The sequence below is a fragment of the Oricola nitratireducens genome (genome assembly GCF_014904745.1).
Lineage (GTDB): Bacteria > Pseudomonadota > Alphaproteobacteria > Rhizobiales > Rhizobiaceae > Oricola > Oricola nitratireducens.
Genome location: NZ_JACZCS010000010.1, coordinates 46,815 through 63,381, shown reverse-complemented (window position 1 = coordinate 63,381; position 16,567 = coordinate 46,815). Strand labels below are relative to the sequence as shown.

Here is a 16,567-nt window from a genome sequence, read left to right as displayed (position 1 = left end):
TACAACCCGTATTCTCGCGCTAGGATTCATTAGCTCGATGGCCTTGGGGCGCACCACCAGGCACACCACTTGGCATTGGCACGCGGAGAGATGCCTCACTGATTGCGGCACTTCGCACGTTTTCCGTGATCCAGCATTGTGAAGTTCCGGATAGAAAATGATTTTTTCACGAATCGGAACGAGGATTGTCGCCCGGTTAGCCCTCGTAGCTCAAATCGGTAGAGCACCTGAATTGTTGTCAGGAAGATGGAGGTTCGAATCCTACCGAGGGCCCCAAAAACCTAAACGAGCCCGCTGATTCATCGAAGCCACGGGATCATCCGCCGGAACACACCGTCGCCGCGTGTCAGGTGATAGGCGGCGGCGGCGATGTGGACCGATGCAAGTATCAGAATGACATCCCAAAAAAACGCATGGATCACCCGCGCAGGCCCCCAGAGATAAGTCGTGACAAAGCCTGCAGTGACTTGGCACAGAACCGCGAGATAGAGCCCACCGTGAACGATCGACGCCAGGCGTTCCGTCAAGGCCAGATGCATTGGCGGCCGCCGACGGTAACTCGCATGCGCCAGCATTAGCCTAATCGCCATTACCCCACCGATGAGCACGCCGGCATAGGTATGAATGGCATGCTGTATCAAATCTGATTCCGACGGAGGAAGCAGAGGATTGTGTGTTCGGGGTATCGCGCTCGACGTGTACCATTGCCCGAAAATCAGAAGCACAACAAACCAATGCAGCGCTATTTGCAGTTGTGTATAGGGGCGCTGCACGTGATTTCCACCTGACGTTCCTGTCACTGCCGCACTCCGATTTCAGTTCGTGATCATAACGCACAACCCGGTTCCGGCACCGAGGACTATCCCGCCTGCACGTCCAGTTCTGTCATCATGCCCGTTGCCATATGTGCCATGTGATGGCAGTGAAGCATCCACGGCGCGATCTCCCCCGCATCGAAAGCTATGGTGACCATTCCCATGGGTGGCACGTGTACCGTATCGCGCATCGCTCCGGCGAACCGATGGCCATTCACATCTACCACCTGGAACACGTGGCCATGCAAATGCATCGGATGCGCCATCATGGACATGTTGTGAAACATCATTTCAACGCGTTCGCCCGCCTTCACCGCGATGGGCGTGTGACTGCCCCAGATCTGTCCGTTGATCGTCCAGACATAGGGCATCATTGCTCCTCCGAGCATCACCATGTGGCTCCTGTCGGCGGGCCGCGCGGCGAGAGGACTTGCCGCGCGCAAAGCTAGCTCTTGTGTCATGTCTCCGGAGAAGGCGGAATGACCGCTATCGGACGTAGTTGCGATAGCAGAAACCTTGGCTCCGGTCGGCGCCAGGACGATTCCCGTCCGCTCGCGGGCGCCTTCGCGAAGCGCCAAAATCGGTAATGCGTGCCCGACGGCCGGCACGGTAATTTCTATGTCCAGCCGTTGCGCATGCGCCAATCCGAAACGTCGTCCAGACAGGGGCACGACCGGGTGACCATCCACCGCGACAAGGCGGCCTTCGAGTTCGCCCAAATCGATCCAGAACGCCGTCATCGACGCGGCATTGATGATCCGCAGCAGGACACGTGCCCCACGGTCGACAGCGATCACCTCCGGATCGTCCAAAGTTCGATCGTTGGCGATATAGGCATCGAAGTCGAAGTCATTCAGGTCCATGCTCATTCCGGGCATCTGATCCATGCCCCGCATCAAGCCCATCATTTGATCCATTCCGGAGCGCATTTCGGGCATTGTCCCTTCTGTGCCATGGTTCATTCCCGACATTCCGCCCATTGCATGACCGCCCTGTTGAACATCGCCATGATCCATCGCCATGCCGCGGCTGATTTCGTCGAGAACCTCGGCGCCGGACTTGAAGGAAAAGTCGTGCAAGAACATGACGACTTCCTGCCGGTCCGCCGCCACGTCCTCCGCGCTTCGCACTATCAAGGATGCGGCCAGAAGATCTACCTCCTGTGCGGGCACGTGAGCATGCATCCAGAATGTCCCCGACAGCGGAGCGAAATCGAACGAACGGGTTTCGAAGGGTTGGAGCATCGGATTGGTATTTGAAACCCCGTCCTGCGCGTTTGGCGGGATCTGGCCATGCCAGTGGATGATGGTCTCGACGTCGAGCTCGTTCGTCAGATCGACACGGAAGCTTTGCCCGGGATCGAGCGTGAGGCCGAGTCGTCCCGACCCATCCATCAGGCCAAGCGCGCTGCCCGAACGCCCGCCAATATCAAGGCTGCGGCGAACGACGCGAAGAGTCTTCGCTTCGGTCGCCGCGCGCGCTCGTGCCGGAACCAGCACCTGGGCTGCAGCGAGGCAACCGGCGGCAACGCTTCCAGCGAGAAAACCACGTCGTGTAGTCGAGTTCATTTGAAAACCTTTGGGTTCGAGGATCGGGGTGCTGCGTCACTCAGGACTTCAGTTCCAGTTGCCGGAGTCTGAGCGAATTGACGACCACCGAGATCGAGGAGGCACTCATCGCGAATGCGGCGAACATCGGGCTGATCAGGATGCCGAAAAACGGGAAGAGAATGCCTGCAGCCACCGGAACGCCCAAAGCATTGTAGATCAGGGCGAAAAACAGGTTCTGCCGTATGTTGCGCATGGTCCCGTGCGCCAGCCGGCGAGCACGGACGATGCCATCGAGATTGCCCTTGACCAGGGTAAACCCCGCGCTTTCGATCGCGACGTCGGCCCCGGTTCCCATGGCGATCCCGACATCGGCCTGGGCCAGAGCCGGAGCGTCGTTCACGCCGTCGCCCGCCATCGCGACCTTGCGCCCCTGTTGCTGCAATTCCTGGATGATGCGCGCCTTGTCTTCGGGAAGCACATCGGCGCGGATCTCATCGATGCCCAGGCGTGCAGCGACGGCCTTCGCCGTTCGTTCGTTGTCGCCAGTCGCCATGATGATGCGGAAGCCCAGCTTATGCAGCGCCTTCAGCGCATCCGGCGTGGTCTCCTTCACCGGGTCGGCGACGGATACGAGGCCGGCAACCGCACCGTCGACGACGACGAACATGACAGTCTCTCCCTCGTCCCGGAGGCCATTGGCTTTCTCGGTCATCTCGCCTGCCTCCAGGCCGAGTTCGCGGATCATAGCGAGATTGCCGAGCGCCACGGCTCTGCCGTCCACGGTGCCCTTCACGCCCTTGCCGGTAACCGCCTCGAAATCATCGGCTTCCGCCATCTCCACGCCGCGCTCTTCGGCTCCTCGTACGATGGCCTCGGCGAGCGGATGTTCCGAACCACGCTCCAGGGATGCCGCGAGACGCAGCACTTCGCTCTCGTCATGACCGCGCTCGGCCAGGACCGCCACCAGTCGCGGTTTGCCTTCGGTCAGCGTACCCGTCTTATCGACGATCAGCGTATCGACCTTCTCGAATCGTTCGAGCGCCTCGGCGTTCTTTATGAGCACTCCGGCCTGGGCCCCGCGTCCCGTCGCCGTCATGATCGACATCGGCGTGGCGAGACCGAGGGCACAGGGACAGGCTATGATCAGCACCGCGACCGCGGCAATCAGGGCATAGGAAAGAGCGGGCTCCGGACCCCAAAGCGCCCAGCCCAGAAAGGCAATCGCTGCGATGCCGATCACGGTCGGCACGAAATAGCCCGATACCTTGTCGGCGTATTTCTGTATGGGCGCGCGCGAGCGTTGGGCATTAGCGACCATTTCGACAATTTGGCTCAGCATCGTGTCGGCGCCGACGCGTGTGGCCTTCATGATAAGGCTTCCCGTGCCGTTGATGGTGGCCCCGGTCACCGGATCACCAGCGACTTTCTCGACCGGAACGGGTTCGCCCGTAATCATGCTTTCGTCGATCGAGGAACGCCCGTCGATGACCACACCGTCCACGGGCACCTTGTCGCCGGGCCGCACGCGAATGCGGTCACCGACCGCAACATGTTCGAGCGGGATTTCCTCCTCCGTTCCGTCATCGCGCATAACCCGGGCGGTCTTGGCGGCCATGTCGAGAAGCGCACGGATCGCCCTGCCCGTACCCTCGCGAGCTCGCAATTCCATCACCTGGCCGAGAAGCACGAGCGTCACGATGACTGCAGCGGCCTCGAAATAGACGCCGACATGGCCTTCAGGATCCCGGAAACCGCTGGGGAAAATATCGGGAAAGAGCACAGCGACGACGCTGAAGGTCCATGCGGCCATGACGCCCATGGCAATCAGACTGAACATGTTCAGCTTCATCGTGCGAAAGGATGTCCAGCCGCGAACGAGGAACGGCCAACCCGACCAGAGGACCACGGGCGTACCGAGCGCAAGCTCGATCCAGAGAGTCACCCGCTCGCCAAAGATCTCGCGAACGCCGGGGAACCCGACAAAGGGACCCATGGTGAAGATCAGGAGCGGTACGGTGAGGACCGCGCCAATCCATAGACGCCGCGTAAAATCGACAAGTTCCGGATTCGGCCCCTCTTCAACCATGGCCGCGGATTCCAGTTCCAGTCCCATGCCGCATATCGGGCATGAACCGCCATGTGTCTGACGCACTTGCGGATGCATTGGGCAGGTATAGACGGGCCCATCATATCCAGCGGGAACTTCGTCATACTGATTTTTGTCGACCGAAGAGCTGTCTTCGATTCCTGTCGCGTGATGATGGTGTTCGTGCCGGGACGTCATCGCAATCGCTCCTTGTCCTGTCACATGTTGTGCTGTTTGTAGGTAATGCCGTTTGCGGTCTGGAGCTCACGGACGTACTGGACGATTTTCTCCACCTCGACGCGCGTGACATGGTCCTGCTTCGGCATGTCGCCATAGGGCCAGTGGTGCTGCCTGACCCCGTTCGCAGCAGCCAGGAAAAAGGCAGCATCAGAGTGATGACCCGGATTGTATATGTCGTGGATCAGCGGAGGCCCCTTGTCCGTGCCGGATGCACGGTCTCCGTGGCAGGCGGCGCAGTTGTCGTTGAACAACACCTGCCCGACGCGCGCCTCGCTCGACAGTTCCGGCATAGACACGGCCACAACCGTAGCCTCGGGTTCGGACCGAAAAGTTTTCGACACTAAGACCGCGGCCCCCAAGCCGAAAAAACCCAGGATAAAAACCTTCGGAAGGTTTGCTCGTATATTCACTATTTGTCTCCATCTATGTAACCGGAAGCTCCAATGGGCTCACCGGAAGCTTCGTAATTAGTTCAGCCGATGACTATTTTCTCGCCGTTGACGAGTTTGTTGGGTGGAACGATAAGGTTCTTCGGCGCAGGGCCCCGCCGTACACGTCCGGACGTGTCGTAATGGGAACCGTGGCAGGGGCAGTACCAGCCACCCCAGTTGCCTCTGGGATCGGATTCCTTCTGCCCGAGAGGGACGCAGCCGAGATGCGTGCACACGCCAACTACGACTAGCCACTCGGGATCTTGCACCCGATTGGCATCGCGTTGCGGATCAATAAGATCGGCATCGTCGTCAGCGACTGCCGCATCGATTTGAGCTCTCGTTCGCCTGTCAATGAACACCGGACGGCCATGCCACATAGCGGTCACGCGCTGCCCAACCTCGATGTCACCCAATGGGATTTCGACTGTTGAGAGGCTACGTACACTTGCCGAAGGATTCATGCTGTCGATAAACGGCCAGGCGAAAGCCGCGGCGCCCACGACAACCATCGCTCCTGTCGCGACGTAAATAAAATCGCGTTTGGTCACCGGCCGGCCGGCATCTGATGCTAATGCGGACATGGGACTTCTCCTTGCTATCGGACGGAGGTCACGCCGGATTATCCGGCGTTCCCTCTCGCCCCTGTTTCAAGGTCGGCGTGACTGACTACGCACCGCTATTGCCGCGATGTCGTCTACTCGTCATCGGATTTGTCCATCAGTTCCTTGATACGCGCTGGGATGTCCTTTTCGGTGAAGCCGGCCTGAACGTCGGCGTCATGGACGAACGCTATGATGTCGGCCAGTTCGCTACCATCGAGTTCGATAGGCGCACCGAGCTCATCGCGCTGCATTGCCACCATCGCTTCCGCACCCCGCCACATGCGGGCGGTAAACTCGAATGGATTCATCGGTAGAGTCATCGTCGACGCATCCAAGGCCGGTGCGTCCTCGCCGCCGACTCCGTTTATCGAGTGGCACACGACGCATCCCTTGCTCGCGAACAGCTGCTTGCCCCTGACAGGGTTCATCTGCGGAATCATCAAACCCGGACTCATCATGCCATTGTTCATCATGTCGTCCTGGCCCGCCGCAGCGGTCACCAGGCCGAAGACGATCGCTCCTCCTAGAAGCGCTGAAGTCATGGCATTTGAAGTTGCGTATCTGTACATGACGGTCTCTCCATTCGTCTCTCCGACCCACTTCCAGGAGATCACCACCTTTTGGGGATGCGCACTGGAAACAGTTCGGCCGCTGTCCCAAGATTATTCGACTTGGCGATCCGGGCCCTCGGTCGGGCAGTGGGTATTTCGACTTCGTCCGAACCTAAGCGGACGCCGGCACTCATTGCGTCCCGGACAGGATCAGGCGTTGTTGCCGATTGGATCGCGGTATGACGAGCTCACAGAACATCGAATCCGTGGCCGAACTCGGTGTCCCACTCGCGCACGTCTCCGCGCGACATTCTGCCGGCCAGGTTTGGCCGAGGTCTCAGGTTATCTTGGGAGGGGGTGAAGGAAACGGCAGGAACAGCCGGTCCGGAGGCAGCTTCGTCGAAAAGAACTGTATCTGACGAGTTGCGTCGATGCGGAGCGCACCTGCGACAAGTATTGCAGGTGATAGGCAGTGATTGCCTGTGCTGCATTCCTTGGAATGGGCAGGAGCGATGCCACCGCTACTAGACCCATCATGCGAATGGCTCATGACGGTAATCGCATGTAAATCAACATCGGCGATCTCGCCGAACTGGTGGAAAAGCGGAGCAAGAACGTAAAATACCGCAACTACCGTCCACAACAACGATCTGCGGCGCGGCAGCGCATTAGAACTGGTTCTTACCCGGGCTGCGAACATCGTCCTTAAACCGAATTCATCCTATCATATTCCAGCCGGCTTCATAACGCCTGATCTGCACCAATGCATTGACCATGACCAAGATCGTCGAGTATCGGGCAGTCTGGGCGGTGATCACCCGCACACGCATTGACGAGTTCAGCGAGTGTCGACCGCATGGAATGGAGCTGCGCAATCTTTTCGTCGATCCTCGCCAAATGGTCTTCGGCGATATGCTTCACGGCAGCGCTTTCCCGGCCATCATCCTCATAGAGAGCCAGAAGATTTCGGCAATCCTCGATCGTGAATCCCAGAGCACGAGCGCGACCGAGAAATGCCAGTTTGTGCAGATCCTTGTCCTGGAAACTGCGATAGCCGTTTTCGCCCCTGCGCGGTTGGATGAGGCCGATATCCTCATAGTACCGTATCGTCTTCGCAGGCAGGCCGGATATGCGCGAGACATCACCAATATTCATGATCTGCTTCCTTCTCATTCGGCCGGCGCCGGCACCAGCCGTGCGGGGCGTGACAGGGTCGTATCCCTTTCATCCATTGCCGGGGCGATTCGGCGCAACCGCAGCGCATTCGTCAGCACGAAGACGGACGACAACCCCATGGCGCCGGCGGCCAATATAGGTGACAGAAGCACACCGAACGCGGGATAGAGAACGCCGGCGGCGACCGGGATCAGGGCCGTATTGTATCCGAACGCCCAGAAAAGGTTCTCGCGGATGTTGCGCATGGTCCGGCGGGAGACCTCGAACGCGTTGACCACGCCGCGAAGGTCGCCCGACATCAGCACGACATCAGCGGATTCGATGGCGACGTCGGTCCCGGTTCCGATTGCAATGCCGACATCGGCATGAGCGAGCGCCGGAGCGTCGTTGATGCCATCGCCCACGAAAGCGATCCTTTGACCCTTCTTCCGCAATTCGTCGAGCGCGGCGACCTTGCCGTCGGGAAGGACTCTGGCGATCACATGATCGATTCCGGTTTCATTTGCGATGGTTTCAGCGGTCTCCGGCTTGTCGCCCGTGATCATGGCCACCTTCAATCCGAGCTTGTGCAGTTCCTGAATGGCAGCCGCACTTGTTGATTTCACCGGATCCGCCACGCCGAACAATGCAGCCACCTTTCCGTCAATCGCGGCGTACAGGGCGGTATGACCGCGCTGAGCAAGCCGTGCTTCGTCGGCAGCCAGCGCCCCCAGGTCCAGGCCTTCGCGTTGCATCAGCCGGTCAGCGCCAACCAAAACCTCGGCCGTGCCGACGCGAGCGCGGACTCCGTACCCCGTCATGGTGTTGAATTCCGACACCTTATGACGCGCTGTTCCTTCGCGACGCGCGCCGCGAACGATAGCTTCGGCAATGGGGTGCTCCGACTGCTCCTCGACCATGGCAACATGGGCCAATACGTCGGTGCGGTCGAATCCTTCGGCCACGATCACGTCGACGAGTTCGGGGCGACCTTCGGTGAGAGTGCCGGTCTTGTCGAATGCGACCACGTCGACCGAGCTGAGGACCTGCAGTGCATCGCCCTTGCGGAACAGAACACCCATCTCGGCAGCACGCCCGGTGCCGACCATGATGGAGGTCGGCGTGGCAAGCCCCATCGCGCAAGGGCATGCGATGATGAGGACCGACACGCCGGCCACCAGCGCCAGGGTCAGCGCCGGATCCGGGCCGAATACCAACCAGATCACGACCGTCAGCGCGGCGATCGTCATGACCGCCGGAACGAACCAGAGCGTAATTTTGTCGACGAGTCCCTGGATCGGCAGCTTCGCACCCTGCGCTTCTTCGACCATTCGAATGATCTGGGAAAGGGTCGTATCGGCGCCCACGCGCGTTGCCCTAAAACCGAAGCTTCCAGCACCGTTGACCGTGCCGCCGGTTACCGGGTTTCCGGATGCTTTTGCGACTGGTACCGGCTCCCCGGTGATCATGCTCTCATCAACGTGGCTCTCGCCCTCCACCAGTTCGCCGTCTACGGCAATCCGCTCGCCTGGACGCACAAGGAGAACATCGCCAAGCCGGATTTCCTCGATCGGCACTTCGACCGGCTCGCCATCGCGCAAAACGCGCGCGGTTCTCACCTGAAGCCCAAGAAGTTTCTGGATGGCCGCGCCGGTACGGCCCTTTGCCCGCGCCTCAAGGAACCGTCCCAACAGGATCAGCACGACGATCACCGCTGCGGCTTCGAAATAGACCGCTCGGACGGCTTCCGGAAGTAGCCAGGGCAGGAATGTTGCAATGACGGAGTAAATGTACGCCGCGCCAGTCCCGACCGCGACGAGGCTGTTCATGTCCGGAGCCCCCTTGACGAGAGCGGGGATGCCTTTGAGATAGAACACCCTCCCTGGCCCGAGCAGCGCGGCTGTGGTCAGCAGGAACTGGATAATCCAGCTAGCCTGATGCCCGATCGTGCTTCCGATGAATTCGTGCATTCCAGGCACCACGTGGCTGCCCATCTCCATCACGAACACGGGCAAGGCAAGGACAGCTGCCAATATAGTGCGGCGCTTGATCTCTTTCGCTTCTTCCTCCTTGCGGGCCACACGGTCGCTTGAACTGGACGCTTCGGCGATTTCGGCCGGATAACCGATTTCGGCCGCCGCCGCGATGAATTCGGCGGGGCCGGTCGCCCCTTCAAGATATGTGACAGTAGCGGTTTCAGACGCCAAATTCACGTTGACATCAAGAACACCCGGCACGGCCGCGATCGCGTGATCCACCCGCCCGACACAGGATGCACATGACATCGATTCGATGTTCAGCGTGACACTTGCACGCCGTGCCGGATAACCGAGCTCATCCAGCTTGTTGGCGGCCTCAGCAAGCCGATCCGGGTCTTCTATCGTCAACCTGGCCGTTTCGTTTGCCAGATTGACCGAAACATCGCGGACACCCTCGATTCCAGAAAGCGCGCGGTCGACCCGTCCCACACAGGACGCGCACGACATGCCTTCGATGGAAAGTGAAACAGACTGATTGCCGTTCATCGACGTCTCCAATTCAGAATTGTTTCAAGGGAAATAATTGTTCCAGTCACTGGAAGGTCAAGGGCGGGGATGCGATTTTTTTCTGACCAGCCAAGTTCGCTTGACCCTCCAGTTGGTGGAACCTCTATCTTCCAGCCGTCCAATACCTATGGAGACTAAAAGAATGAAATTCAGCGTTCCCGAGATGAGCTGCGGTCATTGCGTCGCGGCGATCGAAAAGACCGTGAAAAACGCCGATCCCGATGTCGAAATCGCCTGCGACCTGGCGAGCAAGACCGTGGAGATCAACAGCGACTTGCCGGCCTCGGATATCAAGGTCGCGATCAAGGAGGCCGGCTACGATTCTGATCTTCTCGAGGCGGCTTGAGAATTTCATTCGCCCTGAACGTGCGCGAGCCTCGCTCGCGCCGATCCCGGTCACTGTCGAAGTGAGGAAATGAGATGAACTACACCTACAACCGCCTTCTTTCCAACGTGCCCATCGACGAGGCGGATGCTCGTACGCGTGACGCGCTCAAGGAACAAGGATTCGGCGTACTTACCGAAATCGACGTCAAGGAAACGATGAAGAAGAAGATTGGTGCCGAGATGGACGGTTATCGCATTCTCGGTGCATGCAACCCGAACATGGCCCACAAGGCCATCGGCCTGGAGCCACGGATCGGTGCGATGCTTCCATGTAACGTTATCCTGCGCGCCGTCGACGGTGGGACGGAACTAAGCGCCATCGACCCCGTTGCCTCTATGGCGGCGATCGACAACGCTGACCTTCACGCTGTCGCGGCAGATGTGCGTGACATGCTGAAGAAAGCGATCGATCTGGCCTAACCTAGTACGCCATCAGGACAGGAGCGAAGATCGACTCGTGACGTCCGACTACCAGAAGAACAGCATCTCGCTGACTGGCGCCATATCGATGGGTACCGGCGTGATGATCGGTGCCGGTATCTTCGCGTTAACTGGCCAGATCGCCGAACTTGCGGGCGCCTGGTTTCCGTTGTCATTCTTCGTCGGCGCTGTCGTCACTTTTTTCAGCGCTTACAGCTACATCAAGATGTCGAATGCGTATCCGTCTGCCGGCGGTATCGCGATGATTCTGGAAAAAGCCTACGGACCGGGAATCATCGCCGCCGGAGCGGCGCTGTTGATGGCGTTCTCGATGGTGATCAATGAGAGTCTCGTCGCCCGCACGTTCGGCACATACACGCTTCAATTGTTCGGTGCCGGGGAAAACCGGGTACTTGTCCCGGCCTTGGGCGTCGGGCTGATCGTTTTCGCGTTTCTGGTCAACATTTCCGGCAACCGTTCGATCGGCCTGTTTTCCTTTGTCATGGCGCTTATGAAAATCGGCGGCATCGCCTTATTCGGGATTGCCGCGCTCTGGGCTAGCGGCTTAAGTTTTGAACCGGCAACCTCCGAAGTCGATTATCCTCTGGCAGGATTCGTTGCGTCCGTCGCGCTCTCTATTCTCGCCTTCAAAGGATTCACGACGATCACCAACAGCGGCGCCGAGATCGTCAATCCGCACCGCAATGTCGGCCGGGCAATCATGGTCTCCATATCGGTCTGTGTCGTCGTCTACCTGCTTGTGGCGTTCGCTGTAGGATCGAACCTGACGATCCCGGAAATCATCAAGGCGAAAGATTACTCGCTCGCCCAGGCAGCAAAACCTGCACTCGGCCAAACTGGTTTCTATCTCACGATCCTGCTTGCCATCATTGCTACGGCCTCGGGACTGCTCGCCAGCGTGTTCGCCGTATCACGCATGCTCGCTATGCTGACGGACATGAAACTGATCCCACACAGCCATTTCGGCATGCCCGGGAGAATTCAAAAACACACCCTTGTCTATACGGTCGTCGTGGCGGCGCTGCTCACGACCTTCTTCGACCTAAGCCGGATCGCGTCTCTCGGTGTGTTTTTCTATCTGGTGATGGACATCGTCATACATTGGGGTGTGTTCCGGAATCTGCGCCATGACATTGGAGCGCACGGAAGCATCCTGATTTCGGCAATTTCCCTGGACGCGATCGTACTCGCTGTCTTCGCGGTGATGAAGATCCGCACGGATCCAGTCATCGTTGGGACGGCCGCCTTGGCGATTATCTTGGTGTTCGCGTTCGAGTACTGGTTTCTGTCCGGCAGGGCGCATGCGGACCGAAATCGATGAACAATCACCCGTAGACCTGATCGAAAGTAAAGGAGACTAACCATGATGTACGGTGGACAATGGGGCTTTTTCGGCGGCGGATTGGTGATGCTGCTCGTCCTCGTCTTGCTTGTTCTGGCCATTGCGGCACTGGTGAAATACCTAAGAAGCTGACGCCAGTCCGGTCTTCGCCGGATTGCTGTGCAATCCGGCGGAAAGGTCTTTGCTTGCCAGTATCTTTAGCAAAATCGAATCTTAAGGCTTCATCGGACGCTCAAGCCTAGCTGTCTCCACAGCGATAGAAGGCGTGATAGCCAACCGTGACCTCTCATCAAGGGCGAAGAAAAGCTCGGCAACTGGACGCCGGGAAGAGTCCTGTTCCAGCGAACCGACCGTCATTGTCAAGCTCGGTGCTTCGAAGGATTTGACGCGCGCTCCTGGCTCTCGCTCCGGAGAGCGGAACGATCTCGCCGTTCGGTATCAAGACACTGTCGGCGCGGTCGCCGGATGCCCAGAGAGTCGGATCCGTTTCCGGACCGTGGTTGTATTCGCAGGGCCTCAGTGAGTTCGGCACCTTGCTCATTGCCGTGGACCGTACTGCTTCTAAGCCACCAAGCCGTTATAGTGGTTCGTGAACATTGATTGAACGCTCAGCAGCCTATCAGGCTGGTGCGAGGACGGGCGCCCAGTCAACTCTGTGGGTTGATGAACGCCGCTATCTTAACAGGTTCGCTTTTCCATTAACAAACACTTTGCCTCGTCAGGAGAATGACCGATTTCTCATGGTGTTGTTCCAATTCCGGACAGTCCGCTTCCGGCCCCGAAGTCGCCAGTCCGCAATGCGCCCTCATGTTCGTCGTTCCCGACTGCGACCCGTAATCCCGAATGCGGTCATATACTCAACCGAGCATTGAGCGTCTACTATTTGGTGGAAAACGGCTGACGTGACAGTCCCCGTATGAGGCACCGCCTCTGGCCACGCCACATCGCCTCGGCTAATCCTCATTGCTCGTAGGAACGAAGCTGGAGAGCGAGTTGCTCGAATACGCAACAAAGGCCCTTTTAGAACGCTTTGCTCGCGAGATTCCGCTTACTGAGCAAGCCAAGGTACGGAAAAGCGCTGAGGACAGAAGTCCTGCTGGGACGACGTTCCTGTCACATTCAAGTCAGGACGGGGAGTGGCTGGTCGGCGCCATCCGCTTGCTAGAAGGGCACGGGGCAACGGTGTATGTCGACAAGAAGGATCCGAAGCTTCCACCTTACACGAACAAGGACACTGCGGCGGGCCTGAAGAACCGGATTCACCAGTCTCGCAAGTTCGTGCTACTCGCATCTAGCAACAGTAAGGACAGTCGTTGGGTCCCGTGGGAGCTAGGAATTGCGGATGAGCACAAGGGGCTGGGACGCGTCGCTATTCTGCCTGCTGTTGACTCAAAGAACGAGACCGCCTGGACCAGCTGGGAGTATCTTGGTCTTTATGACCGCGTGATCTGGGGTGACTTGGAGGGCGAAAGAGACAAGGTATGGATGGTCATGGACGGGAAGGATAATACTGCGGTTAAGCTTTCAACATGGCTGGCGAGGACATAAGTTACACCCTCGGAGGTACGCAACCATCCGTGTAACTTCCGGTATGAAGGATAAATTGGCGTGGTGAGACAATGATCGGCAGCCCGTTTAATCAAGTGCGACCCGTGCGGCGAGAAGTATTCGTCAGCTATCATCACGGTAGTGACCAAGCCTACTATGAAAGCCTCTCCGAGACGATGCATGATCGTTTGCAGCTGCTAACCGACAATTCGCTAGAGAGGCGCATCGACAGCAGCAACCATGACTACATCATGCGGCGTATCCGTGAACACCACCTTCATGGCAGCTCCTGCACCATCGTGCTCTGCGGCGCGAATACGTGGCGACGCAAGTACGTGGACTGGGAGATTCAGGCATCATTGACCCAGCAGATGGGTTTGGTCGGTGTTTGGCTTCCTACCTTGCCATTGCTGCCTAACAACAGCACAGACAAGCCAGCGCGGCTTCAGGACAATATCGATAGCGGATACGCCGTTTGGATCTCGTGGAGCGACATCGCGAGCAATCAGAGAGCGCTTACTGATGCCATCGAAAGGGCGAATGCTGCATCTAAGAGGTTGATTATTAACTCCCGGATTCGAATGGAACGCAACCGATGAGTGCGGGTGCGGGGTCGCCGGCTATCCATCGCATACTCGACCTGCTTCGTATCCACGTCGTGTGGGCAGACAGATCCGATGAGGGCGCTCGGATTGCCGAACTTGTGTCGAAGCATTTCGATGGGATCGGCATGGAGCGGGACGGCGTTGCGTACCGGGTGCCGGTACGCTTCGCAAGCACACCGTGGGATGCGTCTTCGACCCTTCCTGCTGAATTGGACCTGAGCCGTGCCGTGCACAACGCGATCGTGTTACTCCACGATGACGTTATGCAGGACAACGTCGGCGAATGGGACCATTTCATCCAAGGGACAAGGAAGGCGATCGCTGCGCGCGGCAACGTCGACTTTATCATTCCCTTCGGCAGCCCTTCTGGCGATCCGGCGCTGCCGTCTGACGCCGCGGCCAAGATTCAGTACGCGTACCGGAAGGCTTGGGTACGCGGGAGGATGTCATCCGCTGCCCGAGATAGTCGGCTGCTCCTGCACACGCTTTATCAAATCCGGCGTCAGTTGGCTCTCTTGGGAGGTGGAGACGGGCAGGAGAAGATCTTCGTCAGCCATGCGAAAGCGGATGGCGACGCTACCGCCTCAGCGATAGTCGCTTTCGTGAACGACAAGAGCCAGGACGTCTCGCTCCATACCTTTTACGACGCGAAGGAGCTGAACCCCGGAGAGGATTTCAGCGACCGCTTCGTAGAGGAGATTGGTGCGGGCACGCTTCTGGCGATCGTTTCTGACGCCTATGACTCGAGACCATGGTGCGTGTTCGAGCTCACCACAGCAAAGCGAAAGCGGCGCCCGATCGTGCTCGCCGATGTTGGTCAAAGGCGAACCAGTCGCACCTATCCCTACGGTGCAAACCTCCCCAAGGTGCGGATCTCCCCAACGCACGGAGGTTCAGAGTGGATCGAGCCACTATTGGTGGAGGTCCTCTCAGAAGGGTTGCGCTGCGACCTGTTCGAAAGGCAGGCCGCACGAGTCGTAGGCACCCCCAATGAAGCCCTGATGCTACCCCGCCCACCAGAGCTCTTCGACGTGGTTGATGCAAAGAAGCTGCCGCAGGTTATCGTCTATCCCGATCCACCTCTGGGTGAGATCGAGGAGAGTCTGTTGGTCAAGGCTCTCAAGGCGCTGTCACCCTCGACACGCTTGGCTACGCTGGGGGAGCTCTCATGACAGCACTCAAGGGCCGGTCGGTCGCGCTATCAGTTAGCGATGCTCCTGACCGGGCGCGGCTTGGCTTGCCGGCGCGTGAGGTCGATCGTGCACTGTTCTCGATATGCACCGTATTGGTCCGCGCCGGCGCGAAGATTGTCTATGGAGGCAATCTCGATCCCAACGGCCTGACCTTCAGCATATTCAGGCATCTGACAGGCGCCTATGCTTCAGCCCAGGAGTCGCCGTTCATCCACATCGTGCCCGAGCCAATTCTGCGCGGCGTGTCTTTTGATGGGCTTGTCTTTGCCTTGCGAGAGGGAGCGGCAGTCGTTGAGACGCAGATCCATATCGAGGACGCTCTGCTTCCTATACGTGCCGTAGAGGATGGTTTGCGCATTGGGAAAGGTGGGCCGACGATCAGGCTCAGAAATGATGCCGAGTTCAAGAGCTGGCTAAATGCGAGACAAATCCTCGACAGCGTTTCCGCATACTCGGCGGCCCGGAAAGCGATGACCGAAATTTCAGATGCGCGCGTCATACTGGGCGGCAAAATGGGCCTGCTAAATAATCCTGGCGATGCCTACCAGGGAGCAATGCCAGGTATCATCGAAGAGGCGATTTTTGCTCTGGAAGCTGGCATGCCATGTGTTCCGCTGGGTGCCTTTGGTGGTGCGGCCCGAGACGTGGCCATTGCGCTCGACCTTTTGGACATCTCGAAGCGAGTTCCGCGCGGAGAGCAGTTGCCGACCTATGGTCCTTCCCTCGAACAGGTTGCTTTCTTACGCGCGAGAATCCCCGATGCGCTGCGACCAGCATTGGAGGCGCTCGCAGATGATGATCGTGGCGAGCCAATGGCCTATGACATTGCGGATGCCCTGGAGCGGTGGCTGAGTCAAAAGACGAGTGCCCGCAGCTAGGGGAGGGGTTAGATGCTGAATGTCCGCTTTCTGACACCTCATTCCTTTTAGCCGAACGTCAGGTTCCGGCCCCTCTGTAGTCTTTCCGTCAGTGCCCGACCGGCGCCCGCGGTGAGTCTGGAGCGCCATGACTTCGCCAACGCCGTGCCTGCCGTCTGCCGAGCGAACTGAATACGTTGCATTTGCTTACGCAC

Annotated in this window: 15 protein-coding genes and 1 tRNA gene; 8 read left to right on the top strand and 8 right to left on the bottom strand. The window is 58.6% G+C overall.

Annotated features, from left to right (window positions below):
* Positions 1-199 precede the first annotated feature (199 nt).
* Positions 200-276: transfer RNA gene (locus IG169_RS06815), tRNA-Thr, on the top strand.
* 23 nt (positions 277-299) lie between these two features.
* On the opposite strand, the gene IG169_RS06810 is transcribed toward IG169_RS06815, so the two are convergent.
* The 8 genes from IG169_RS06810 to IG169_RS06775 form a co-directional block, all read right to left on the bottom strand.
* Positions 300-773: a cytochrome b/b6 domain-containing protein gene (locus tag IG169_RS06810; RefSeq protein WP_193175427.1), complete on the bottom strand. Its 474-nt coding sequence runs from the start codon at positions 771-773 to the stop codon at positions 300-302.
* Between the two features lie 86 nt (positions 774-859).
* Complete coding sequence (locus IG169_RS06805) at positions 860-2,383, bottom strand: multicopper oxidase family protein (protein WP_193175426.1); 1,524 nt, start codon at positions 2,381-2,383, stop codon at positions 860-862.
* Positions 2,384-2,423: 40 nt separating this feature from the next.
* Positions 2,424-4,649, bottom strand: coding sequence for a copper-transporting P-type ATPase (locus IG169_RS06800; RefSeq protein WP_428982239.1), 2,226 nt, complete (start codon positions 4,647-4,649; stop codon positions 2,424-2,426).
* Between the two features lie 20 nt (positions 4,650-4,669).
* Positions 4,670-4,981 (bottom strand): c-type cytochrome, encoded by a 312-nt coding sequence (locus IG169_RS06795; protein WP_246717203.1) that lies wholly within the window; start codon positions 4,979-4,981, stop codon positions 4,670-4,672.
* 182 nt (positions 4,982-5,163) lie between these two features.
* Positions 5,164-5,706 carry a ubiquinol-cytochrome c reductase iron-sulfur subunit gene (gene petA / locus IG169_RS06790; RefSeq protein ID WP_193175424.1) on the bottom strand — a complete coding sequence of 181 codons (543 nt, stop codon included), beginning with the start codon at positions 5,704-5,706 and terminating at the stop codon, positions 5,164-5,166.
* 113 nt (positions 5,707-5,819) lie between these two features.
* Entirely contained in the window at positions 5,820-6,296 is a 477-nt protein-coding gene (locus tag IG169_RS06785) for a c-type cytochrome (protein WP_193175423.1), read from the bottom strand.
* Between the two features lie 723 nt (positions 6,297-7,019).
* Positions 7,020-7,433 carry a Cu(I)-responsive transcriptional regulator gene (gene cueR, locus IG169_RS06780; RefSeq protein WP_193175422.1) on the bottom strand — a complete coding sequence of 138 codons (414 nt, stop codon included), beginning with the start codon at positions 7,431-7,433 and terminating at the stop codon, positions 7,020-7,022.
* 14 nt (positions 7,434-7,447) lie between these two features.
* Positions 7,448-9,958, bottom strand: a complete 2,511-nt coding sequence (locus IG169_RS06775; RefSeq protein WP_193175421.1) for a heavy metal translocating P-type ATPase — start codon at positions 9,956-9,958, stop codon at positions 7,448-7,450.
* A gap of 163 nt (positions 9,959-10,121) precedes the next feature.
* Here IG169_RS06775 and IG169_RS06770 point away from each other — a divergent pair, with 163 nt between their 5' ends.
* The 7 genes from IG169_RS06770 (at position 10,122) to IG169_RS06740 (ending at position 16,373) form a co-directional block, all read left to right on the top strand.
* Positions 10,122-10,325 (top strand): heavy-metal-associated domain-containing protein, encoded by a 204-nt coding sequence (locus IG169_RS06770; RefSeq protein ID WP_193175420.1) that lies wholly within the window; start codon positions 10,122-10,124, stop codon positions 10,323-10,325.
* A 74-nt stretch (positions 10,326-10,399) separates the two neighbouring features.
* On the top strand, positions 10,400-10,786 hold the full coding sequence (locus IG169_RS06765) for a DUF302 domain-containing protein (protein ID WP_193175419.1): 387 nt from the start codon (positions 10,400-10,402) through the stop codon (positions 10,784-10,786).
* Between the two features lie 37 nt (positions 10,787-10,823).
* Positions 10,824-12,128 (top strand): amino acid permease, encoded by a 1,305-nt coding sequence (locus IG169_RS06760; RefSeq protein ID WP_193175418.1) that lies wholly within the window; start codon positions 10,824-10,826, stop codon positions 12,126-12,128.
* Positions 12,129-13,142: 1,014 nt separating this feature from the next.
* Positions 13,143-13,697 (top strand): toll/interleukin-1 receptor domain-containing protein, encoded by a 555-nt coding sequence (locus tag IG169_RS06755; protein ID WP_193175417.1) that lies wholly within the window; start codon positions 13,143-13,145, stop codon positions 13,695-13,697.
* A 71-nt stretch (positions 13,698-13,768) separates the two neighbouring features.
* Positions 13,769-14,296: a TIR domain-containing protein gene (locus IG169_RS06750; protein WP_193175416.1), complete on the top strand. Its 528-nt coding sequence runs from the start codon at positions 13,769-13,771 to the stop codon at positions 14,294-14,296.
* Entirely contained in the window at positions 14,293-15,474 is a 1,182-nt protein-coding gene (locus IG169_RS06745; protein WP_193175415.1) for a toll/interleukin-1 receptor domain-containing protein, read from the top strand. The genes IG169_RS06750 and IG169_RS06745 overlap by 4 nt, the downstream gene beginning before the upstream one ends.
* Positions 15,471-16,373 (top strand): hypothetical protein, encoded by a 903-nt coding sequence (locus IG169_RS06740; protein WP_193175414.1) that lies wholly within the window; start codon positions 15,471-15,473, stop codon positions 16,371-16,373. The genes IG169_RS06745 and IG169_RS06740 overlap by 4 nt, the downstream gene beginning before the upstream one ends.
* The last annotated feature ends 194 nt before the right edge of the window (positions 16,374-16,567 follow it).